Here is a 21257-nt window from a genome sequence, read left to right on the forward strand (position 1 = left end):
TTGGTCGCTTCCACGGCCAATTTTAGCGCCAATCGTCGCGCCCGCTGGCGTAACGATATCGCGTCCGGGCCAATCTCTCCTTCTCTTCCCGACCGGCCCCGGCAAGGAGACAAATGATGATCCTGCACAATGAAGCGCGGCGCCCCGGCCGTTGGTGGACCGCGATTGTCGAGGCATCGGCGGCAGCGGTTGCCATCCACTATGCCGCGCCCTGGCGCGACCGGCAGCGCGCGGGTGCAGAGCGCAAGCCCGCATAGCTAACGCAGGCGGACGCCGAGCTGCGCGCGCAGCCGCTCCAGTTCGCGCGCGGGCACGGGGTTCAGACCGCCGGCCGGCTTGCCCTTGCGAAGCCGTTCGCGATCCTTTTCCGACGGTTCGATGCGGCGCACGCGCACCGGGGCATGTCCCTGCGCCTTGATGCCGAGCTCCTCGGCGGCGCCGCGCGACAGGTCGATGATCCGGCCCTGCGCGAACGGCCCGCGATCGTTGACGCGCACGATGATGCGCCGGCCGGTGTCGAGTGCCGTCACCTCGACATAGGTCGGAAGCGGCAGCGTGGTGTGCGCGGCGGTCACCCAGCCGGGACGAAATTGCTCGCCATTGGCGGTGCGATTGCCCGATTCGCTTCCATACCAGCTGGCATACCCCACCGCGTCATAGGCGGGGGCAGCCGCAGGAACATAGGTCATGCCGCGGATCGAATAGGCTGGACCGATGCGCACCGGCGTATCGCTGACCGGCCGGAAATTGCTCCCCGCGCAAGCTGAAAGCATCAGCAGCGCCGCACCGGCGCTTGCAAAACGGACCGTGGAATTTCCCGCCATTTCGGGACCCTAGAACGGGAATGCGCCAGGATAAAGCCCGGCATCGGCGCGTCAGCGAAGCTGGCGCCAGGCGCCGCTGATCGTCAACACACCTTCGAGCAGTTCGGTCAGAGCTTCGGCGCTGTTCGCTGCGACGGCATCGTCGAGTTTGCGGCGCATACTGCGATAGACGCGCGACAGCGCCGTTGCGACGTCGCCGCCCTTGTCGCGATCGAGCCCGGCGTCGAGCCCGATCAGGATTGCGCGCGCGCGGTGCGCGGGCTCGGTCGCCGAAATGCGCTGCCCCTGCCGGACCATCGCGGCGAGAACGCCGATGGCGGTTTCCAGTTCGTCATAAAGCATCGTTACCAGCTCGACAGGGTCGGCGGCGGCGGCGCGGCTTTCATGCTGCAAGCGGCGATAGAGTCCGGTCGCCCGGACGGTCGAAGCGGTGGCGGTCACGGCGGAGGTCCCCAAGCTCTAGCTGTTAGTCGTTACCCTGGTTCGTCCAGAGCTTGATCTGCTGTTCGAGATAGGTCTGCGTCGCCTTGAACGACGCGAGCCGGGCCTCGAGCGAGCCATATTGTTTCTCTAGCCGCTTCTTGTACGCGTCCTCGCGCTCCTCGATCTTCTCGAGCTGCTCGGCAAGATTTTCCTTTTTTTCGGTCAGCGATCTCGACACGCGGTCGATCGCGCCATTGGCGCCGACCGCCTTGTCGCGGATCGCGTCGAGCGCGAAGGCGATGCCGGGGTCACTCTGTTCGGTGTGGGTAGCGTCGCGACGCGGGTTGAACAGCGCCTCGACCGCACCCGCATCGGCGGCCAGGACCTTGTCGAGTTTGGCATTGTCGACGGCGAGCAGTCCGTCCTTGGTCGATGTCACGCCGATATCGGACAGCTTGTTGATGCTTCCGTGGCTTGAAACGACTTTGTGAAGCAGGCCCGAAAGCTCGCGTTCGAGTTCGCGGAGCGACGTGGTCGGACCCGACATTTTCGATGCCGCGACAAGGCTTTTCTTGAGCTGGTTATAGACTGCGACGAAATCGCCCACAGTCTGTTTGATCATGTCGAGCGGGCGGCTTGCGCCGATGTCGACGGGCTGGCCGGGGGCCGCTTTTTTCAGCGTCAGCGACATGCCGGGCACGACGTCGTCGACGATATTCGTCGCGCGGCTGAACGCGATGCCGTCGATCGTGAATTCGGCATTGGCCGCGCTCTGCCCCTGCGTCATCCCGCTGTCTGTGGCAAAGGCCGCGAGCCCCGGATCGGCACCGGCATCGGCGGTCAGGGTGAAAGCCCCGGCGTCGCCCGTCGGGCCTTTCAGGATCAGCCGGTGGCCGCCCTCATCGGCGATGATCGACGCGGTCACGCCGGCGCCGCTCGCGTTGATTGCGTTGGCAAGGCCGTCGAGACTGTTGTTCGCCGCGCCGATGGTGATCGTCTTGGCAACGCCGCCGACGGTCAGCGTCATGGTTCCGGCACCGATTGCGGCCGCCTTGTCGGCGACGACACCCGAATAGCTGGTCTGTGCGCGTGCGAGCTGATTCACGACGACGGTCGCGGCAAAGCTGTCGGCCGAGAGGCCCGCGCGGCTGGTAGCGCCGAGGATGCTGTCGTCGGATACCGTCGGCGTACTGCGAAGCGTGCCGTCGGCGACCATCTGGCCAAGCGAATCGGCAAATCCGTCGAGATCGGCGCGCGCCTGCGCGAGGGCGCTGATCCGCGTCTGGTTGGCCTGCGTCAATTCGGCCATGCGTGCGACCTTGGGATCGCGCGAGGCATTCGACAGGTCGGTGACCAGCTGCTTGATGTCGATACCCGACCCGAAGCCGAGGCTGTTGGCGATTGAGCTGACCATGGCAATATCCTTCGCACTGCTTAACGGCGGCGCGCGCGGAAGATTAAGCCTGACGGCGCCCCTCGGGATCGAAGTGATGCGACGGCGGCACATCGACGGCGGGCTGGGCAATCCCGTCCGCCGCCGCGCGTTCGAGCTGGAAGACGAAGGCAAGTACCGTGGCGACCGCGACGAACAATTCTTCGGGGATCACCCGGCCCGCGCGCGCGGTGAAATAGATGGCGCGGGCCAGCTGCGGATATTCGAGGATCGGGACGCTCGCGCCGCGCGCCAGTTCGCGGATCGACAAGGCGACATCGCCGCGGCCGCGCGCGACCACCACAGGGGCGGCATCGACCCCGGGGCGATAGCGCAGCGCGACTGAGAAATGGGTCGGGTTGGTGAGGACGACAGTGGCATCGGACACCGCCTTGCGTGCCGAACCGCTCAATATGTCGTGCGCGCGCTGGCGCTGGGCCTGCTTGAGTTCAGGCGCACCGTCGGATTCGCGCATTTCTTCCTTCACTTCCTGTTTGCTCATCATCAGCCGCTTGTTGCGCTGGAACCATTGCGTCGGCACGTCGATCAGCGCGATGACGACCAGCCCGCCGGCAAGCACCAGCATCGCGTGGCCGATCGATTTTCCGGCAAGGCCGATCGCCGCCATCAGGTCGGTCGATGCCATGCCCATGATCGCGGGCAGGCTGCGCGCGACCAGCCAGTAACCGATCATCCCGAGCAACAGGACCTTGGCCAGCGCCTTGCCGAGTTCGGTGGCGCCTTGCAGCCCGAACATTCGTTTGAGGCCGCTCATCGGGTTCAAACGGTTGCCTTTGAAGTGCAGCGCCTTGCCGCGCCAGCCGAAGGACCCGAGCAAGGCGGGACCGGCAATGGCCGCACCCAGTGCAAGCGCGAACAGGCTGGCGAGCGGCAGCAGGATTTCGATGCCGTTGCGCATCACGGCTTCGCCCGGCGCAAAATCGGCGACATCGGCGGCGGTCAGCGTCAGCCCGCGGCGGACGAGGTCGCTCGCCGACTGGACGAACCAGCCACCCGCTGCGATCATCCAGCCCGCCGCGGCGAGCATCATCAGGGCGGTCGCCAGTTCGCGCGACATCAGCACATCGCCTTCGCGCGCCGAATCGGCGAGTTTCTTCGCCGTCGGCTGTTCGGTTTTCTGGTCCTTTTCGGTCGTTCCCGCCATCGATCAGATCCCCGCGACTGCGCGTGCCGCGTCGAGCGCGTCCGACAGGATGCGCGCGATCGCTTCGGCCATCGCGGGCGTTGCGACGCCAAGCAGCACGATCCCTGCGAGCAAGGTTGCGGGGATGCCGACGGCGAACAGGTTGAGCGCGGGAGCCGAGCGGCCGATCACGCCCATGATGACCTGGACGAGGATCAGGACGAAGCCGACCGGCATCGCGATGGTCAGGCCCGCGGCGAACATCAGGCTGCCGAACCGCAGCAGGCCGCCGATCGCCTCGAACGAGGGGAAGGCGCCGCCGGGCGGCAGAGCGTCATAGCTCCCGACGATGATGTCGATCAGGACAAGATGGCCGTCGGCAGCAAGGAAGAGCGCGGTTGCCAGCATCGACAGGAACTGGCCGATCGCCGAGCTCGACTGGCCGCTCAGCGGATCGACCATCGACGCGAAGCCGAGGCCCATTGCATTGCTGATCGCTTCGCCCGCGATGAGCGCGGCAGCAAGGCCCATCTGGAGGACAAAGCCGATCGCAAGGCCGATCACGACTTCGCCGATCACCATCAGGAAGCCGGGGACCGAGACAATGCCTTCGGGGGGCAGCGTCATGCCCGACGCGGCGACCGCGGGCACGCCAACGGCAAGCGCGATGACGAGCCGAAGCTGGACCGGCACGTTCGACGCGCCGAACACCGGCGCGGCGATGAACGCGGCGCCGGGGCGGATCATGCCCAGCATCCACAGCTGGAGCATCGCTTCGATATTCGGGATGTCGGCCGGATTCATCGGCGTCCTATCGGACGAGCGCCGGGATTTGCGAGAAGATTTCGCGGGTGAAATCGGTGAGCAGGACGAGGATGCTGCCGCCGAAGATCGCGAGGCAGACCGCCGCGACGATCAGCTTGGGCACGAAAGTCAGCGTTTGCTCGTTGATCGACGTTGCCGCCTGCACCATGCCGAGCAGAACGCCGATGACGAGCACCGGGATCAGCAGCGGCGCCGACGCGAGCGCGAGAATCCACAGCGACTGCTGTGCCACCCCGATGAAATAGTCGGCTTCCATCGCGCTAACTCACGAAGGAGGAGGCAAGCGATCCCATCGTCAGTGCCCAGCCATCGACGAGGACGAAGAGCAGCAGCTTGAAGGGCATCGATATGATTGTCGGTGACAGCATCATCATGCCCAGCGACATCAGCGCCGAAGCGACGATCAAGTCGATGACGAGAAAGGGCAGGAAGATCAGGAAGCCGATCTGGAACGCGGTCTTGAGTTCGCTGGTGACGAAGGCGGGAAGCAGGATCGAAAAGGGCACGTCCTTCGGGCTCGCATAGGTCGGGGCCTTGGCGATCTTGGCGAACATCATCAGGTCGGTCTTGCGCGTCTGCTTCATCATGAAGCCGTGCAGCGCGTCGCCCGATCGCGATACCGCCTCGCCGATGTCGATCTGTTCCTGCCCATAGGGGGTGATGGCGACGCGGTTCACTTCGCTGATGACGGGTTGCATCACGAATAGCGAAAGGAAGAGGCTGAGGCCGACGAGCACCTGGTTCGGCGGGGTCTGCTGGAGCCCGAGCGCGTGGCGCAGGATCGACAGCACGATGATGATCCGTGTGAAGCTCGTCATCATGAGGAGCAGCGACGGCAACACCGTCAGCAGGCTCATCAGGACGAGAATCTGGAGCGACAGGCTCAAGGGACGGCCGTCGCCGCCGATTTCGCTTACTGCGCGGTTCAGGCCGTCGGCCGTCTGGGCGTAGGCGGCCGGCGCGGCGCAGAGCAGCGCGGCGCCGCCAGCGAGCGCCGCGGCGCGCAGCCAGAAGCGGCGATCAGTCCGCATGGAAGTCGCCCTGGCTGTCGTCGGCGATCCGCGTGATGCCGTTGCGCGAAACGGCGATCAGCACCCGCTGCCCGGCAAATTCGACTACCGCGAGCTTCGATCCCGGACCGAGCGGCAGCACGTCGACCATCTCGACGGCGCGTGTCTTGGCGGCCCCGCCGACAAGCGGAACGCCCATCTGGACGCGTTTCCACAGCCACAGGCTGCCCCACGCCATGCCGCCGATGATCGGCAGCAGGATGAGCAGGCGCAGGATATATTCGAACATCAGGCCCTCCGCTCGAAACCTTCGAGGCCGCGCGCCGGCGCGACGATTTCGGCGACCTGGATGCCGTATCGGCCGTCGACGCTGACGATCTCGCCCTTCGCGATGAGGGTTCCGTTCGCATAGATGTCGAGCAGGTCGGTCGCGGCCCGGTCGAGTTCGATCACGCTGCCTTCGCCGAGCGCGAGCAGGTCGGCGAGCGTCATCGAGGTCGAACCGACCTCGACCGATACGCGCAGCGAGACGCCGGCGAGCAGGTCGAAATTGGGCGCTGCGGCGATATTCCTGTTGTCGCGGCGGTCGGCGCGGGGCGCCGCGGGGGCGTCGATGTCAGTCATGGTTCGGTCCTTTTTCGATATGTTCGATCATGATGGCGGCGTTGCCATTGGCTTCGCCGATGCTGCCGACCGCGAAGCTGCGACCGGCTACGGTGACCGGCACGTGGCGCGGCATGGTCAGCGGAATGATGTCGCCAACCTCGAGGGCCAGCAGTTTGACGAGGCTGATTTCGGGGCGGGCGAGGACCGAACGGACGGGCAGGCGCACGTCGCGCAGCGCCTTGTTGAGGGCGTTCGACCACAGCGGGTCGGCATCGTTCGCAGCCTGGGTCTCGAGGATTTCGGCTCCGGCGATTCCGCGCAGCGCCGCGAGCGGATAGGCGCAGGCGATCGTCCGGCCTTCGAACGGTGCGCCGCGCAGGGTGAAATGCTGGACGAACATCTCGTCGTCGGCGCGGACCGCTGCGAGCTTCGCGGGGTCGGTCGTCACACAATCGAGTTCGGGTTCGATCGCCAGCTTGTCGCGCCATGCGGCGGCGAGTTGCAGTCCCATGTCACGGCCAAGGCGCGCCGCGAAACGCTCTTCGGCGTCGGTCAGATCTTCGCGTTCGGCAGCGAGTTGTCCTTTGCCGCCGTAGAAGATGTCGACGAGCTGGAGGATCAGCGGCCGCGCTGCGGCGATCAGCACCGGGCCCTTCAGCGGCGGTGCATGATAGCGCCAGAAGATCGCAGGCGCGGCCGAGGCGTTCCATTCGGCGAAGCCCATCTGTTCGGCGCTTGCGCGCTCGACCTGGATCGTCGGCGTGCCGAGCGCGCGCACGAGATCGCGCAGGCTGCGCGCAAACTGGTTCGCAACGCCTTCGAGCGCGGGAAAGGCATAGCTGCCCTCGGCCTTGCGCAGCAGCAACGACGCCTTCGCATCGGCGGGCGATGCGGATGGCGCCGCCGGAGCCTTCACGGCTTTGACGGATTTGGCACTGGCGGTCACTGAATCACCAGGCTCGTAAAATAGACATTGTCGATACCCCCGAAACCTTCCTTGTCGCGCAGCACATCGTTGATGGCGGCCGTCAACTGGCGTTGAAGCCGCTGTTTCCCCTGTGATGTGGAGAGCAACGCCGGATCCTGTTCGGCGAGCACCATAAGGACGACCGAGCGGATCGGCACGGCCTGCCGTTTGATATTATTGATAACCTTGCCGTCATAGAAGGTGGAAAGGCTGATACCTATCTGCAGGAAGCCCGATCCGTCGGCGAGGTTCGTCGTGAAATTGTCGGTGATTGGATAATAGGTGATCTCATATTTGCGCGGGTCGACCTTGAACCGGTCGTTCGGCACCGACACGGTGCCGACCTTCGGCGGCGCTTCCTTGTCCTCGCCTTCGGCGGCGGGTTCGGCGCTATCTTCGCTGCGCAGGACGAGCTTCGGATATTTATCCTCGGGCTTCGCCTCATGCGCCGACAGGGCACCGAAATAGATGCCGGCGCCGGCGCCGGCGCCGATCAATGCGATCGCGGCGACGCTGATCAGTAGCAGCTTCTTGAACTTGCCCTTCTTCTTGGGCGCGTCTTCGACATTATCCTTGGCCATGATGGGACCCTTTCTGATCAGGCGAAGCGGCCGCGGCGTTCGGCGGCGCGGTCTTCGTCGCGCGGCTCGGCGCGTTCGATGGCAGTTTCGATGAGGTGGGCGGTGTCCTGCGCGGCGGCACGACCCTGGCCCTGGCTGGACGACTGGCGGCCGGTCTCTCCTGGCGTACAGGTGACTTCGGCGCCGGTAACGCGGACGCCCTGCTGACGCAGTTCGTCGACGAGGCGGCCCTGCGCCGCGGTGACGATCGTCGCCGTGGCTTCGTGATGCGTATCCATCTTCAGCGCGACGCCGTCGTCGCCCATTTGCATCGCGACGTCGAGGCGACCAAGGTGCCGGGGCATCAGGCGAAAGCTGATGTCGCCGCTATCCGATTTGGTCGCGGCGATATCGCGCGCCAGCTGGTCGATCCATGCGCCGTCGCTATCCATGTCGAGCACGCGTTCGGCGACGACGGCGGGCGCCGCCGTTTCGGAGAGCCCCGTGCCTTGCGTGCCAAGCTGCGTGAAGAGGATCGTCATCGAGGGTGCAGCCTCGACGGGTTTTGCGACCGGCATTTCGGCGCCGCCGAGGATCGGCATCGGGGTCCCGGCCTCGCGCATGCGCGGCAGCGCCGGTGCGGTCGGTGGCGTATCGGCTTCCGGAGCGGACGGCGTCCCGGCCGGCTTGGTGGCTTTGGTTGCGACCGGGACGGTCGCGGCAACGATCGCGGCCCAGTTCGTTGCGACGGTGCTCGCAGGCGGATCACCCGCGATTGCTGCATCGGGCATGACGTCGGTTTCAGATTCGGTTGGACGCGGCTTGCCGGGAACGGCCGCGGGATCCGACGCACCGCCTTTGAGCGCGATCAGCAGGGTCGCAGCGAGGGCGGCGGCATCGGCCGGGGCCGGTTCGGCCGTGACGGGCCTTTCCTTGACGCCGGGAGCGTCAGCGGCGCCCTTTTCGACGGGTGGGCTTTCGATTTGCGGATTGGGGGTCGCGCCGGACAGCGACGGATCGATCCTGATCGCCACTGTGGCACCCACGGCCGAAGTGGCTGCGACCGGTGCTGCGGCGAGCAACTGGTCGAAACCGCCCTCGCCGCCACCGTCGGAAACCTGTCCGATATTGGTGAGGAAGGCTGCGAAGCCCGCAGGCATCATGGGCTGCGTCATGGGGAGAGACGGGGTGCTCGTCATGCCGCACCGCCTTCGATCAGGCGCAGGCGCATGCCGCCGCGTGCCCGGTGCGGGCGGTTGGCGTCGCTGCGGCGTTCCTGCTCGGCTTCGGCCGATTTACGGCTGCGTTCGTACAGCCGAACCGCCGATTCCTCCTTGATCATCGCGCTTTGCGCAAGCGCGCCCATATGGTCGCGGCGCGCGCTCGCGTTGCTGAGCGGCGCGGTCAGATTCTCCTTCGCCATGTCGAGACGCATGGCGAGTTCGCCGATCGTATTGAGCGCACCCCCGGCGACCGCCCCTTTGGCCATCGCAAGGTCGACGCGCAGCGTTTCGAGCCGCCTCGCCAGTTCGACGAGGTTCGCCAGCTCGCCATTGGCGCGCGCGAGATTGGCCTCCGCCATCTGATGTTCGACGGTGCGCACGCGGATGATACGTTTGCGGCGTGCGGTACGGGCGGTCATGCAGAATATCCTTCAATCAGGGTTTGGCGTGAAATGTCGAAATCGACCCGCGCCTTGGCGGGCTGGGTTACGAAGGCGAACTGGTCGGCGTGGCGGGCAATCGCTTCGTCGAGCACCGGATCGTTGCCGGCGACATAGGCGCCCATCAGCATCAGATCGCGGTTCTCTTCATAAGCGGACCACAGCTGGCGAAAGCGCGTCGCGGCGGCGGCATGTTCGGGATCGACCGAATCGGCCATCGTACGCGACAGCGAACGCGCGACGTCGATCGCGGGATAGACGCCCTGTTCGGCAAGCTGGCGCGACAGGATGATATGGCCGTCGACGATCGCGCGGGCGCTGTCGACGACCGGATCGTCGATGTCGCCGCCGTCGGCGAGCACGGTGTAGAGCGCGGTGACCGATCCGCCGGTTTCGCGGTCGATACCGGCGCGTTCGCAGAGCGAGGGAATGAGCGCGAAGACCGACGGCGGATAGCCTTTCATCGTCGGCGGTTCGCCCAGCGTCAGGCCGATCTCGCGCTGCGCATGCGCAACGCGTGTCAGGCTGTCGATCAACAGCAGGACTTTCTTGCCCTCGGCGCGGAACGCTTCGGCGATCGCGGTTGCGCGCATCGCGGCGCGCAGGCGGAGCAAAGGCGGATGGTCGGCGGGGACCGCGACGACGACCGATTTCTTGCGGACTTCGGGGGGCAGCTTGGTTTCGACGAAGTCGCTGACTTCGCGGCTGCGCTCGCCGATCAGGCCGACGACGATGACGTCGCATTCGGTGCCGGCGATCATCTGGCCCATCAGCACCGATTTGCCGACGCCCGAACCCGCGATGATCGCGACGCGCTGGCCTTCGCCAACGGTGAGCAGGCCGTTGATCGCGCGCACGCCCATGTTGAGCGGCTTGGTCACGCGGCCGCGGCGGAGCGGATTGACCTTGCGGCCGGCGAGCGGCCACTGGAACTGCGACTTGATCGCCGGGCGGCCGTCGAGGGGATTGCCCTGCGCGTCCATGATGCGGCCGAGCAGCGTCTTGCCGACGGGGACCATCGAACTTGCGCCATGCGGTTCGACCGGCGCGCCGGTGACCAGAGGCTTGTTGGTGTCGAACGGCAGGACGAGGCTGCGGTGGCCGCGGAAGCCGACGACTTCGCCATAAACATAATCATTGTCGGCCGACTTGATGCGGACGTTGCTGCCCAGCGGCTGCGGGAAACCCGACACTTCGAGCATGATGCCCTCGTGCGCGACGAGCGTACCGATACGGCGGGGGCTGGCGTTCGCCAGGTCGACGGTGTCGAGAAGCTGCTGTGCGGACAGGGCGAGGCGGCGCGTCATGCGCCCCCCCCCGTGCCGAGCGCCGCGCGCAATTCGTCGAGATAGACGGCGCGACCATGTTCGATCCAGCCGGTCGAGGTTTCGAGGCGGATGGTCCCGCGTACCATCGCCGGATCGCTTTCGACGGCCAGCGTCAGCGGGCAGTCGGCGAGGAGGGCGGCGTCGTCGGGGTGGACCCACAAGGTGCGCGCGTTGTCGGCGTCGGCGACCATCGCAGCGGCGGTTTCGGCTTGGGCCTGCAGCCATTCGGCATCGATCGGTGCAGTGGCCACGATCTGGCGCACCAGCTGTTCTACGGTTTCGGCGATCAGCTGCGCCAGCTCCTCGCTCGGTTCGTCCTGCAGCGCTTCGGCGCCGGCGAGCAGCGCGAGCAACTGGTGGCGCTCGGCGACGAACGCTGCTTCGGCGATACGCTGGCCTTCGGCAAGGCCGCGCGCGAACGGATCGTCGAGATCGATCTCCAAGGGGCTTTCCAGTTCCGCCTGCTCGGCAGCAGGCGAGGGCGCGAAGGACAGCGGACGAAAGCCGCTCTTGCGCGCCATCGCTTCGCTGAGCGAGACGGGAGCAAAGCCCGTTTCGGCGGTGCGATCAGACATAGTCGTCGCCACCGCCGGCAATCATGATTTCGCCGGCCGCCGCCATCTGGCGGACGATCAGCATGATGCCCTTTTGCGCTTCGTCGACGTCGGCGCGCTTGACCATCGTCATCTCGGCCATTTCGTCGCGGATCGTCTCCGATGCGCGCTTCGACATCGTTGCGAGGCACAGATCGACCATATCCTCGTCGGTGCCCTTCAGCGCGATCGCGAGCTGCGCCGCGTCGACCGAGCGCAGCACGCTGCCGAGGCTCTTCTTGTCGAGGTCGCGCAGATTTTCGAAGATGAACATCTCTTCCTCGATCGTCTGGGCGAGGATGCGGTCGTGTTTCTTGAGCGCGCGGATCGTGCGTTCCGAAAGCTGCTTCGGCATCTTTTTCATGATCTTCGCGACGTCGCTCGGACCGCCGATCGCCTGCTTGGCGACGCGCTGGCCATCGACATTGGCGCTGGCGAGCACCGATTCCAGATCTTCGATCGCGGCGGCGGGGACCGAGGTGAGCATCGCGGCGCGAAGCACCAGGTCGGCCTGCAGCACTTCGTCGAGCGTCTCGATCGCGCGGGCGGCGATATCGGGGACAAGCACCGAGAGGATCAGTGCACCGACCTGCGGATGCTCGCTGGCGAGCAGGCCGCTGATCGCGTCGACGTCCATCCAGCGGAGGATCTCGAGCGACGCGGCGCTCCGCTGCGGAGCGACGGCGGCGAGGATATTGTCGGCGCGGACGTTGCCGACGGCTTCGTTCATGACGGTGCGGATGCGCGTGTCGGCGCCGATCGCGAGCGCGCTGACATCGCGGCTGCGCGTCACGAAACGGTCGAGCGCCTGCCCGATCTGCTGTTCGCTGGCGTTGGCGGTGTCGAACATTGCCTTGGCAAGCTGGCGGACCTCTTCGGGTGCCAGCTGCTTCAGGATCGTCGCAGCTTCGCTTTCGTCGAGCAGCATCAGCAGGATTGCGGCGGCGGCCGAACCTTCGATCGCGGGCGCTGCGGGCAGGGTATCCAGTTCGGCGACGTCAGGCACGGGCGCCCTCCTGCATCAGGTGGCGAACGACGAGCGCGGCGCGCGCCGAATCCTGGCGGACGAAGGCGCGGACCAGATTGGCGCGGGCCTCATAGCTCGGCGCCTGTTCGATCATCTCGAGCGTGATTTCGCGGTTATTCTGGGTATTGCCGAGCGCCGGTCGGTCGGTCGCGGCGAGCAGCGACTGTTCGATCGCCTGATTCTGTTCGGCGCGCTTCGCGGCGCGTTCCTTCGCGGCGCGGATCATCGGGCGGCCGATGAACAGGAAGGCGAGCAGTGCGGCGAGGATGGCACCGACCTGCTGGACCAGCGGCATGAACCAGCCCTGGTCGTAAAAGGCGGGCGATGTGTCCTCGACGGCGACGAACGGACGCTGGTTGATCGCAACGAGGTCGCCGCGCGTGGCGTCGTAGCCGATTGCGCCCTTAACCAGATTGTCGATCTTGGTCAGGTCGGCTTGTGTCAGCGCCTTCTTGCCCTGATTGAGCGCGACCGCGACCGAGACGCGGCGAAGCTTGCCCTGCGGCGAGTGCGTCACCGAAATCTCGCGGCCGACTTCATAGGCGCGCGCGGCATTCTCATTGCTTTCGGTGCCGGCCGCAGGGGTGGGTGCGGGCACGGGCTGCGGCCCGTTCGCCGTGACCGTCGTCGCCTGCGGGGGCTGGTTCGACAGCGCGCCGGGGATGCCGACGGCGGGCGCCGGGGCCGATCCGCTGGTCGACCGGGTGATCTGTTCGCTGGTCAGCGCGCGGTCGTTCTCGGGAAAGCTTTCGCGCGTCGCCTGGCTTTCGGACATGTCGACATCGGCGTGGACCTCGACGGTATAATTGCCGGCGCCGAGCATCGGACCGAGCAAGGTGTCGAGCGCGCGGCGGAAGCGGTCTTCGACCTGAAGCTGAAGCTGGAAGGCCTTCATGTCGCTGCCCGACGCGGTATCGGAGAGCAGTGCGCCGCGCTGGTCGATCACCGACACCTGATCGGCGTTCATGCCGGGCACCGACGAGGCGACGAGGAAGCGGATCGCCTGCACCTGCCCGTCGCTGAGCGAGCGGCCGTTCTGCAGCGTCAGCATCACCGAAGCGGTTGCCGGCTTGTCTTCGCGGACGAACAGGCTGGGTTCGGCCGCGGCGACGTGGACGCGGGCGCTCTTGACCGCGTCGATCGTCTCGATCGTGCGCGACAGGTCGGCTTCACGTGCCGAACGCAGCGCTTCGCCCTCGATCGCGCGGCTCGACCCCATGGGCAGCGATGCGATCAGGCTGTCGCCGCTCGGTGCCGCCTTGGGCAGGCCCTGTCCGGCGAGTGCGATACGTGCCTGATGCAATTTGTCGGCATCGACGGTCAGCGCGCCGGTCGATGCGTCGATGCTATGGGCGATGCCCTGCGACTGCAGCGCGTCGGCGACCGCCGCCTTGTCGGCGTCGTCGAGCCCGGCGAACAGCTGTGCCTGCGGCGCCGACTGCATGGTAAAATATGCGAGTGCGGCGATGCCGATCGCCGAGGTCATCGCGATCGCGGGCAGCGCGCGCTGGACCGCGGGCTGGCGGATGAACTGGGTCAGTGGCGCAAGCCGCCCGCCCAGGAGGGGGGCGGGAAGGCGGTTGGCGGACCCGTCGTCGAGCGCGTTGGGGACGGGGGTAAGGATCTGGGCTTCGGCCATGGATTACACCGGCATGTTCATGATGTCGCGGTACGCGGACAGCAGCTTGTTGCGGACCTGCAGGGTGGTTTCGAAGCCGAGCGAGGCCTTCTGGCGCTCGATCATCACGCTGACGATGTCGTGCGTGTCGCCGCGCTCATAGGCTTCGCTGATCTGGCTTGCCTTCGATTGCTGGGCATTGACCTGTTGCAGCGCATTGTTGATTGCAGCGCCGAAATCGGGCGTTCCGCCCGCGCTCTCGATGCCGCCTTCGGCCGCGCCGATGCCGCCGCGACCTGCAGCGCGCTGCAGCGCCTGGTTCTGATTGAGGATCGAGCTGCGCATCTGCAGCAGCCGGCTCGGGTCAATCGTGCTCATTGCTTCTTCATCCGTCCTGATGCGCGGCAATGCGCCGCACACGCAAAGAAGAATGCAAAGCTCGTGCCAAATATTTTATTCGTTTGTTTTCATGTGTTTGATTGAAGAGGGTGCCGTCTACCGATCGCTTTCGGCGTTTTTTTGACGGGGTGGGCTTAAGCGCCGCCGCCGCCTGTCGTTACTGCTTTCCGTGACCGCTCCTCGAGCCCTCACATCACGGGAATGGCCATCGAGGCCGGAAAGGAACAAAGATGACTGTCATCAACACCAATGTGAGCGCGCTTCGCGCCCAGAACAACTCGCGCGTCGCGAACCAAATGCAGTCGCAGGCGATGGAACGCCTGTCGAGCGGCAAGCGCATCAACAGCGCCAAGGATGACGCAGCCGGCCTCGCCATCGCGACCCGCATGGACGCCAGCGCCCGCGGCCTGACGCAGGCGATCCGCAACGCCAACGACGGTATTTCGCTCGCGCAGACCGCCGACAGCGCCGCCGGCAGCATCGCGGACATCCTCGTCCGTATGCGTGACCTCGCGATGCAGGCTTCGACCGGCACGCTCGGCGACGACGACCGCACCGCGATCCAGACCGAAGTCACCGCGCTGATCGCGCAGATCGACGACGTTGCAACGCGCACCACCTTCAACGGTACCGCGCTGCTCGACGGCACCGCCGATCTCGACATCCAGACCGGCCTCAACGACGGCGAAGTCGTGAACGTCGTGATCGAAGACCTCCAGGCCGCCGGCCTCGGCGTCGACGGCCTCGACTTCTCGACCGCTGCCGGCGCCTCGGGTGCGCTCGCGACGCTCGACACGGCGATCCAGACGGTCGCCACCGAACGCGCCAATCTGGGTGCGCAGCAGAACCGCCTGACCTCGGCTGTCGACAATTTGACGTCGACCGTCACGAATCTGTCGGAATCGAAGTCGCGCATCGAAGACGCCGATTTCTCGGTCGAATCGACGAACCTCGCGGCTGCCGGCATTCTGGCGCAGGCATCGACCGCGATGCTCGCCCAGGCAAACCAGAGCTCGCAGGGCGTGATGAACCTGCTTCGCTAAGTTTCGCGAACAAATTTCAGGCTATATTCGGTTGGTCCCTTAGATAGCCTGATACGATGCCCCGGCCCCCACAGCCGGGGCATCATCTTTCTCGAAGGCGCGGCACCGGCCCGCTCCCCCACCCGACCTCCTCACATAGTATTCTATGGGAGGTCGGGTGGGGGAGCGGGCCGGTGCTGCTTCCGGTGTCAGCCGGAAAACGATGCATCAATGAAAATCCCGGGACCTGGGCAGGATGCGGACGTCGCGCGGATGACCGTGCTTCGCCGCATGGCCGCGTGGCAGTTGCGGATGTTTCACCTCGTCGGCGTGGCAAACGTCTGGATCGAAACGCCGATCGCTGCCCAGCGTGTCGAGCATCGCCGTCCGGTCGAGAATCCGCGTCGCCATCAGGTGGATCACGCCCTCCTTGCTCCGCTGCACTTCGCCCTCGGCAAGCATCAGCCGTGACGCCATGACGGCGCGACGATAGCGTTCGAAATGGCGCGCCCAGAGCAATATGTTGACGATCCCGCCCTCGTCCTCGAGCGTGATGAAGATCGCATTGCCCTTGCCGGGGCGCTGGCGGATCAGCACGACGCCCGCGGTGCGGACGATTGAGCCGTTCTTCGCCTTGGCGACCTCAGCGGCGCTCAGCACGCCCTCGCGTTTGAAATCGCGGCGAAGGAACGCCATCGGGTGGCCTTTCAGCGACAGCCGGGTGGTCTGGTAATCGGTCAGTACATGCTCGACCATCGGCGTCGGTGGCAGTGCTGCATCTTCTTCAAAGCCCAGTTCGTTCGCCTCCACCGCGCCGAACAGCGGCAGCACCCCCTGCTGCACGCGCCGTGCATCCCAAAGCGCGGGCCGCCGCTCGAGCCCCATCGACCGGCACGCATCGGCATCCGCAATGAGGCGCAGCGCGCGCGATGGCAGGTTGGCGCGGCGTGCGAGTTGCTCGACCGAGGTGAAAGAGGCAGCGACCCGCGCCTTCGCAATCTGTATGGCCCACTCCTCGCGAAACCCGTCGACCTGCCGGAACCCGAGCCGCAGCGCGAGGCTGCCGTCGCCCTTTCGCTCGAGACTATTGTCCCAATGACTCGCATTCACATCGACCTCGCGCACCTCGACTCCATGCTCGCGCGCATCGCGCACAAGCTGCGCGGGGGCATAAAATCCCATCGGCTGCGAATTGAGGATGCCACAGGCGAAGACGGCGGGGTGATGGCATTTCAGCCACGATGAAACATAGACGAGCTTGGCGAAGGACTGGGCATGGCTTTCGGGAAAGCCGTAACTGCCGAAGCCCTCGATCTGCTTGAAGCATCGAGCCGCGAAATCAGCTTCATATCCGCGGCGTGTCATGCCGCCGATCATCTTTTCCTTGTACTGATGGATAGTGCCGACGTTGCGGAAGGTCGCCATCGCCCGTCGGAGACCATTGGCCTCATCGGGGGTAAAGCCTGCGGCGACGATGGCCAATTTCATTGCCTGCTCCTGAAAGAGCGGCACGCCCTCGGTTTTTCCGAGCACCTCTTCGAGTTCGTTCGCTTCCGACCCGGCTCGTAGGGGCAGCTCCGGTTTTTCCTCTTTGTTGCGACGCCTCAGATAAGGGTGGACCATATCGCCTTCGATGGGACCCGGCCGGACAATGGCGACCTGAATCACCAGATCGTAGAATTTGCGTGGTCTGAGCCGAGGCAACATGTTGATCTGTGCGCGGCTTTCGACTTGGAACACCCCTATGCTGTCGCCCTTGCAGAGCATGTCGTAAACGACGGGATCCTCGGGCGGCACGCTCTTGAGATCATGATCCTCAAGGTCGTGCAGCCGCATCAGGTCGAAACATTTGCGAATGCAGGTGAGCATCCCGAGCGCGAGGACATCGACCTTCATCAGCGCCAGCTCATCGATGTCGTCCTTGTCCCATTCGATGAAGGTGCGGTCCTCCATCGCGGCGTTGTGGATCGGCACCGTCTCGTCGAGCCGGTCCTCGGTCAACACATAGCCGCCGACATGCTGTGACAGGTGGCGGGGAAAGGTCAGCAGCTGCGAAACGATCCATTGCAGACGGGCGATATCGTCCAGCTCGGGGTCGAGGCCCGCTTCGATGAAGCGTTCGACGGGCATTTCGCTGCCCCAGCTGCCCCAGGTCGTGTCGGCAAGCCGCTGCGTGACATCTTCGCTGAGGCCCAGCGCTTTCCCGACCTCGCGGACTGCGCTGCGCGGGCGGTAATGGATCACCGTCGCGGCGATACCTGCGCGCCGCCGCGTGTAGCGGCGATATACATATTGCATCACCTCCTCGCGCCGTTCGTGCTCGAAATCGACGTCGATGTCGGGTGGCTCGCGGCGTTCCTCGGACAGGAAGCGGGTGAAGAGCAGATTGTTCGCGATCGGGTCGATGGAGGTGATTTCGAGCAAATAGCAGACGAGCGAGTTGGCTGCCGACCCGCGCCCCTGACACAGAATCGGCGGGTCTTGGGTCCGTGCGAATTTGACGATGTCGTGGACGGTCAGGAAATAGCAGGCGAAATTGCATTTCCGGATGAGGGTGAGTTCCTCGTCGAGTACCTCCTGCCAGCGTTGCGGTAGCTCATCGGGGTGCAGCTTGTTCGCCGCCGCCATCACCATATGCTCGAGCCAGCTTTGCGGCTCCCACCCCTCGGGCACCGGCTCGTGCGGATATTCATATTGGAGGTCGCGGAGCGAGAAGGCGATGCGGTCCAATATGCGGATGCTCTCGTCGACTGCCTCTGGGCAACCGCGGAACAAGCGACGCATCTCCTGCGGCGATTTCAGATGGCGTTCGCCATTGGCACGAAGTAGGCGACCGGCGTCACCCAAGCTGGTTCCCTCGCGGATGCAGGTCACGACATCATGCAGCGGCCGCTGCTCGCGGGTCGCATAGAGTGCATCGTTGGTCGCGAGCAGCGGAATGCCGATCCGGTCGGCCAAGGTTTGCAATCGGGACAGGCGTCGCCGATCCGCACCGCCGTGCGGCATCGTTGCGCCGAGCCACAGCGCGGCGGGCGCCAATCGTGCGAGGCGGCGCAACAGGAATTCGTCTTTGTCCGATGCCATCGCAATCAGCAGCATGTCCTCGCAATGGATCCGCAGATTCTCGAACTTCATCACACAATCGCCCTTTTCGGTGCGGCGATTGCCAATGGTGAGCATGCGGGTCAGGCGGCCCCAGCCGTGGCGCGTGGTCGGATAGGCGATGATGTCGGGCGTGCCGTCGTCGAACACCAGACGCGCGCCGACGACGATCTTGAGTGGTGGAAGCTCGACGCCTTCCTCAGCGGCTTTCTCGCCTAGCTTGCGCAGCCCCGTCAGTGCCCGCACCACCCCGGCGACGCTGTTGCGGTCGGCGATCCCGATCCCCGGCATGCCGAGCCTGACCGCCTCGGCGACCATGTCGATGGCATGAGAGGCGCCGCGCAGGAAGCTGTAGTTGGTCGCGGCGACCAGTTCGGCGAAGCCGGGCGAAATGTCGCTATCGTTGTTCATGCAAAGACCCCGTGGATATACCAGCGCGGGTCGGGCTTTTCGTCGTAGAGGCCGTGGCGGAAGAGCCAGAAGCGGCGGCCCTGCGCATCCTCGACGCGGTAATAGTCGCGCGTCAGCCCGCCATTGTCGCGGCGGCGCCACCATTCGGCGGCGACGCGTTCGGGGCCTTCGTAGCGGCGGACCGCGTGCGCCTGCCGGCGCCAGCGGAACTGGTGCGGCGGGCCGTCGGGCACCTCGGCGATCACTTCGATCGGCTGCGGCGGGTCGAAGAGATGGAAAGGGCGCGTCGGGGGCTCGCCGGGTTCGGGCTCCTGCCAAGGCGAAGGCGCGGGGGCGTCGATCGCGGGCAACTCGAGCTGCGCCTGTTCGGGAATATGCGTGTCGGCGGGGCGGAAACGCCGCACCCGCCCGCGACCGAGCCGCGTCGCGAGACGGTCGGCGAGCGCGTCGATTGCAGCCTCCTTCACCGCACCGCCCTCGAGCTTGAGCTGGCTCGCGCCGAGCGCTTCGAGCCGCGGCACCGCGAGGCGGATCATGTCGAAGCCGAAACCGGGATCGAGCGGGTCGGCGAGGCTGTCCATACGTTCGGCGAAGAGGCGCATGACGAGGCCCGTGTCGCGCGTCGGATGGCCGGTTTCGATCGCGATGCTGCGCGCGAGGCCGTCGCTGCGAAAGAAGGTCGCCCGGAAATGGCGCCCGCCCTTGCCGCGTTCGGTGAGGTCTTCGATCGCTTCGCCTACGAGCTCGGCAAGCACTTTGGTCGCGTGCGCGGTGCTGCCGAGCGGCTCGGCAAAGCGGCGCTCGGCGACCACGGGCGGCGGTGCGACGCGCGGGTCGAGCGGGCTCGGTGCGTCGCCCAATAGGCGGCGCAGCGCCATCGCGGCGTCGGCGCCGAAGCGTGCGGCGAGATTCGCCATCGGGCGGCTGGCGAGGTCGCCGATCGTCTTCAGCCCTGCGCGGACGAGCGCGGTCGTCGCCTCGGCATCGAGTTCGAGCGCGGCGACGGGCAGGCGGCGGATGGCCTGTGCCTCGTCGGGCGCGGGGCGCGCCTGATAGCGTGCGAGCGCCCGCGCGGCATCGGCGGTCGGACCGAGTGCGTGGCGGAATGTCAGGCCGAGCCGTGCGAGGCGCATGTCGATGTCGGCGACCAGCCCGTCCTCGCCGCCAAAGAGATGTTCGGCCCCCGCAATGTCGAGGATCAGCCCGTCGGGGGCGTCGAGCGCGACGAGCGGCGTGTAGCGCGCACAGCCCTGCGCGAGCCGGTCGAGCCATCCATGGTCGAGCACCGGATCGTGCGGGACGACGGCGAGTTCGCCGATTTGCGCGCGCGCATCGGCGAGCGGCATGCCGGCCCGCAGCCCGACCGCGAGCGCCGCCGCATCGACGCTCGCGAGGCGCATCGCGCCGCGCTGCTTTTCGGCAAAGACGAGCGGGGATTCAGGCCGCCGCGGCGCCGTGCGCAGCCATCGTTCGGCGGGAAGGAAGGGGAAGAAGAGCGCCAGATAGCGCCGGGTCCCCGAAACATTTTTCGTCATGGTTCCAGTCCAGTCGCCAGCGCGCGCCGGCAGCACCGCCGCGCCAGCGCAGCAGTTCGAGATCGAAGGCGGGGGCGCCGGGGGCGTTGGCCTCCAGCTCGTGCGAGGGCGCGGCGGCGACGCTCCAGCGCGTTTCGGCGACGCTCGGCGCGGGTACGGCACCCAGGCGGAGGATCAGCAAGGTCGTGCCGGCATCGCGCGCGCCGAGCGCGAGGCGGCGCCCCGCGGTCAGATCGAGCAAAGGGAATTTGCCCCAGCTTTCGACGATCACCGCCGTCGATCCGGTGCAGCGGATCGCGTCGTTCGCGCAGGCGAGCAGCATTTTGGGATCGGCGGTCTCGACGAGCAAAAGCCGGTCGGGGTCGCCGCCGAGTTCGGCGATGCCGGGCGCATAGATATGGCCGTTGCGCTTCCCGGCATCGCTCGTGCGCAGCCAGATCAGCGGCGCCTTGCCCGGCGTACGCAAGGCCATGAGCGCCGCAAAGGCGGCGGCGCTGGTGGCGTCGAGCGCGTCGGCGGCGAAAAATTCATGGGTGCGTCCGATTGCGAGCCCGCCGCCGATCGCATCGTCGAAGCGCGCGTGCCCGCTCGCCAGCCAGCCCTCGGCCGGACGGCTTTCGAAGCCACCACTGGTGGCCATCCGGGCGATGCGTTGGCGCAGCCCGGCGAGTTGGGAGGACGACTCGCGCATCATTTGTTCCTGATATGTTCTATTAGCGCTTTCGGAATAGCGCTTGTCAAGAAGGGTCAGGAAATGGTGCGACTAGA

23 protein-coding genes are annotated in these 21257 nt (G+C 66.1%); 2 read left to right on the forward strand and 21 right to left on the reverse strand.

From position 1 onward, the window contains the following. Window positions 1-113 precede the first annotated feature (113 nt). A complete protein-coding gene (locus VGU00_RS18715) occupies window positions 114-257 on the forward strand; it encodes a hypothetical protein (RefSeq protein ID WP_327471236.1) in 144 nt (47 codons plus the stop codon). On the opposite strand, the gene VGU00_RS18720 is transcribed toward VGU00_RS18715, so the two are convergent. From VGU00_RS18720 to fliE, 18 genes are read right to left on the reverse strand one after another with little or no spacing between them, the layout of a single operon-like run. Continuing rightward, on the reverse strand, window positions 258-824 hold the full coding sequence (locus tag VGU00_RS18720; RefSeq protein ID WP_327471238.1) for a septal ring lytic transglycosylase RlpA family protein: 567 nt from the start codon (window positions 822-824) through the stop codon (window positions 258-260). A gap of 51 nt (window positions 825-875) precedes the next feature. After that, complete coding sequence (gene fliS, locus VGU00_RS18725; protein ID WP_327471240.1) at window positions 876-1265, reverse strand: flagellar protein FliS; 390 nt, start codon at window positions 1263-1265, stop codon at window positions 876-878. Between the two features lie 25 nt (window positions 1266-1290). Further along, window positions 1291-2661 carry a flagellar filament capping protein FliD gene (gene fliD, locus VGU00_RS18730; RefSeq protein ID WP_327471241.1) on the reverse strand — a complete coding sequence of 457 codons (1371 nt, stop codon included), beginning with the start codon at window positions 2659-2661 and terminating at the stop codon, window positions 1291-1293. Between the two features lie 43 nt (window positions 2662-2704). Continuing rightward, complete coding sequence (locus tag VGU00_RS18735) at window positions 2705-3844, reverse strand: flagellar type III secretion system protein FlhB (protein ID WP_327471243.1); 1140 nt, start codon at window positions 3842-3844, stop codon at window positions 2705-2707. A gap of 3 nt (window positions 3845-3847) precedes the next feature. Further along, a complete protein-coding gene (fliR, locus tag VGU00_RS18740) occupies window positions 3848-4627 on the reverse strand; it encodes a flagellar biosynthetic protein FliR (protein WP_327471245.1) in 780 nt (259 codons plus the stop codon). A gap of 7 nt (window positions 4628-4634) precedes the next feature. After that, window positions 4635-4904: a flagellar biosynthetic protein FliQ gene (locus VGU00_RS18745; RefSeq protein ID WP_327471247.1), complete on the reverse strand. Its 270-nt coding sequence runs from the start codon at window positions 4902-4904 to the stop codon at window positions 4635-4637. A 4-nt stretch (window positions 4905-4908) separates the two neighbouring features. Continuing rightward, window positions 4909-5679 (reverse strand): flagellar type III secretion system pore protein FliP, encoded by a 771-nt coding sequence (fliP, locus tag VGU00_RS18750; protein WP_327471249.1) that lies wholly within the window; start codon window positions 5677-5679, stop codon window positions 4909-4911. Further along, window positions 5669-5947 (reverse strand): flagellar biosynthetic protein FliO, encoded by a 279-nt coding sequence (locus VGU00_RS18755; protein WP_327471251.1) that lies wholly within the window; start codon window positions 5945-5947, stop codon window positions 5669-5671. The genes fliP and VGU00_RS18755 overlap by 11 nt, the downstream gene beginning before the upstream one ends. Then, complete coding sequence (gene fliN / locus VGU00_RS18760; RefSeq protein WP_327471253.1) at window positions 5947-6282, reverse strand: flagellar motor switch protein FliN; 336 nt, start codon at window positions 6280-6282, stop codon at window positions 5947-5949. Before fliN ends, VGU00_RS18755 begins: the two co-directional genes overlap by 1 nt. Further along, complete coding sequence (locus tag VGU00_RS18765; protein ID WP_327471255.1) at window positions 6275-7210, reverse strand: flagellar motor switch protein FliM; 936 nt, start codon at window positions 7208-7210, stop codon at window positions 6275-6277. The genes fliN and VGU00_RS18765 overlap by 8 nt, the downstream gene beginning before the upstream one ends. After that, window positions 7207-7812, reverse strand: coding sequence for a flagellar basal body-associated FliL family protein (locus tag VGU00_RS18770; RefSeq protein WP_327471257.1), 606 nt, complete (start codon window positions 7810-7812; stop codon window positions 7207-7209). The genes VGU00_RS18765 and VGU00_RS18770 overlap by 4 nt, the downstream gene beginning before the upstream one ends. A gap of 17 nt (window positions 7813-7829) precedes the next feature. Further along, on the reverse strand, window positions 7830-8966 hold the full coding sequence (locus VGU00_RS18775) for a flagellar hook-length control protein FliK (protein ID WP_327471259.1): 1137 nt from the start codon (window positions 8964-8966) through the stop codon (window positions 7830-7832). 20 nt (window positions 8967-8986) lie between these two features. Beyond that, a complete protein-coding gene (locus VGU00_RS18780) occupies window positions 8987-9433 on the reverse strand; it encodes a hypothetical protein (protein WP_327471261.1) in 447 nt (148 codons plus the stop codon). Further along, entirely contained in the window at window positions 9430-10761 is a 1332-nt protein-coding gene (locus VGU00_RS18785; RefSeq protein WP_327471263.1) for a FliI/YscN family ATPase, read from the reverse strand. The genes VGU00_RS18780 and VGU00_RS18785 overlap by 4 nt, the downstream gene beginning before the upstream one ends. Next, window positions 10758-11357: a FliH/SctL family protein gene (locus tag VGU00_RS18790; protein WP_327471265.1), complete on the reverse strand. Its 600-nt coding sequence runs from the start codon at window positions 11355-11357 to the stop codon at window positions 10758-10760. The genes VGU00_RS18785 and VGU00_RS18790 overlap by 4 nt, the downstream gene beginning before the upstream one ends. Continuing rightward, window positions 11350-12381, reverse strand: coding sequence for a flagellar motor switch protein FliG (gene fliG / locus VGU00_RS18795; RefSeq protein ID WP_327471267.1), 1032 nt, complete (start codon window positions 12379-12381; stop codon window positions 11350-11352). The genes VGU00_RS18790 and fliG overlap by 8 nt, the downstream gene beginning before the upstream one ends. After that, window positions 12374-14041: a flagellar basal-body MS-ring/collar protein FliF gene (gene fliF / locus VGU00_RS18800; RefSeq protein ID WP_327471269.1), complete on the reverse strand. Its 1668-nt coding sequence runs from the start codon at window positions 14039-14041 to the stop codon at window positions 12374-12376. The genes fliG and fliF overlap by 8 nt, the downstream gene beginning before the upstream one ends. 3 nt (window positions 14042-14044) lie before the next feature. Next, window positions 14045-14398, reverse strand: coding sequence for a flagellar hook-basal body complex protein FliE (gene fliE / locus VGU00_RS18805; protein WP_327471271.1), 354 nt, complete (start codon window positions 14396-14398; stop codon window positions 14045-14047). Between the two features lie 251 nt (window positions 14399-14649). On the opposite strand from fliE, the gene VGU00_RS18810 reads away from it, so the two are divergent. Next, window positions 14650-15462 carry a flagellin gene (locus VGU00_RS18810; protein WP_327471273.1) on the forward strand — a complete coding sequence of 271 codons (813 nt, stop codon included), beginning with the start codon at window positions 14650-14652 and terminating at the stop codon, window positions 15460-15462. Window positions 15463-15669: 207 nt separating this feature from the next. Here VGU00_RS18810 and VGU00_RS18815 read toward each other — a convergent pair whose 3' ends face one another. From VGU00_RS18815 to VGU00_RS18825, 3 genes are read right to left on the reverse strand one after another with little or no spacing between them, the layout of a single operon-like run. Beyond that, window positions 15670-18954: an error-prone DNA polymerase gene (locus VGU00_RS18815; protein WP_327471274.1), complete on the reverse strand. Its 3285-nt coding sequence runs from the start codon at window positions 18952-18954 to the stop codon at window positions 15670-15672. Next, on the reverse strand, window positions 18951-20489 hold the full coding sequence (locus VGU00_RS18820; RefSeq protein WP_327471276.1) for a DNA polymerase Y family protein: 1539 nt from the start codon (window positions 20487-20489) through the stop codon (window positions 18951-18953). Before VGU00_RS18820 ends, VGU00_RS18815 begins: the two co-directional genes overlap by 4 nt. Next, a complete protein-coding gene (locus VGU00_RS18825) occupies window positions 20392-21129 on the reverse strand; it encodes a hypothetical protein (protein ID WP_327471278.1) in 738 nt (245 codons plus the stop codon). Before VGU00_RS18825 ends, VGU00_RS18820 begins: the two co-directional genes overlap by 98 nt. Window positions 21130-21257 lie beyond the last annotated feature (128 nt).

This window comes from Sphingopyxis sp., from assembly GCF_035944815.1.
Classification (GTDB): Bacteria; Pseudomonadota; Alphaproteobacteria; order Sphingomonadales; family Sphingomonadaceae; genus Sphingopyxis.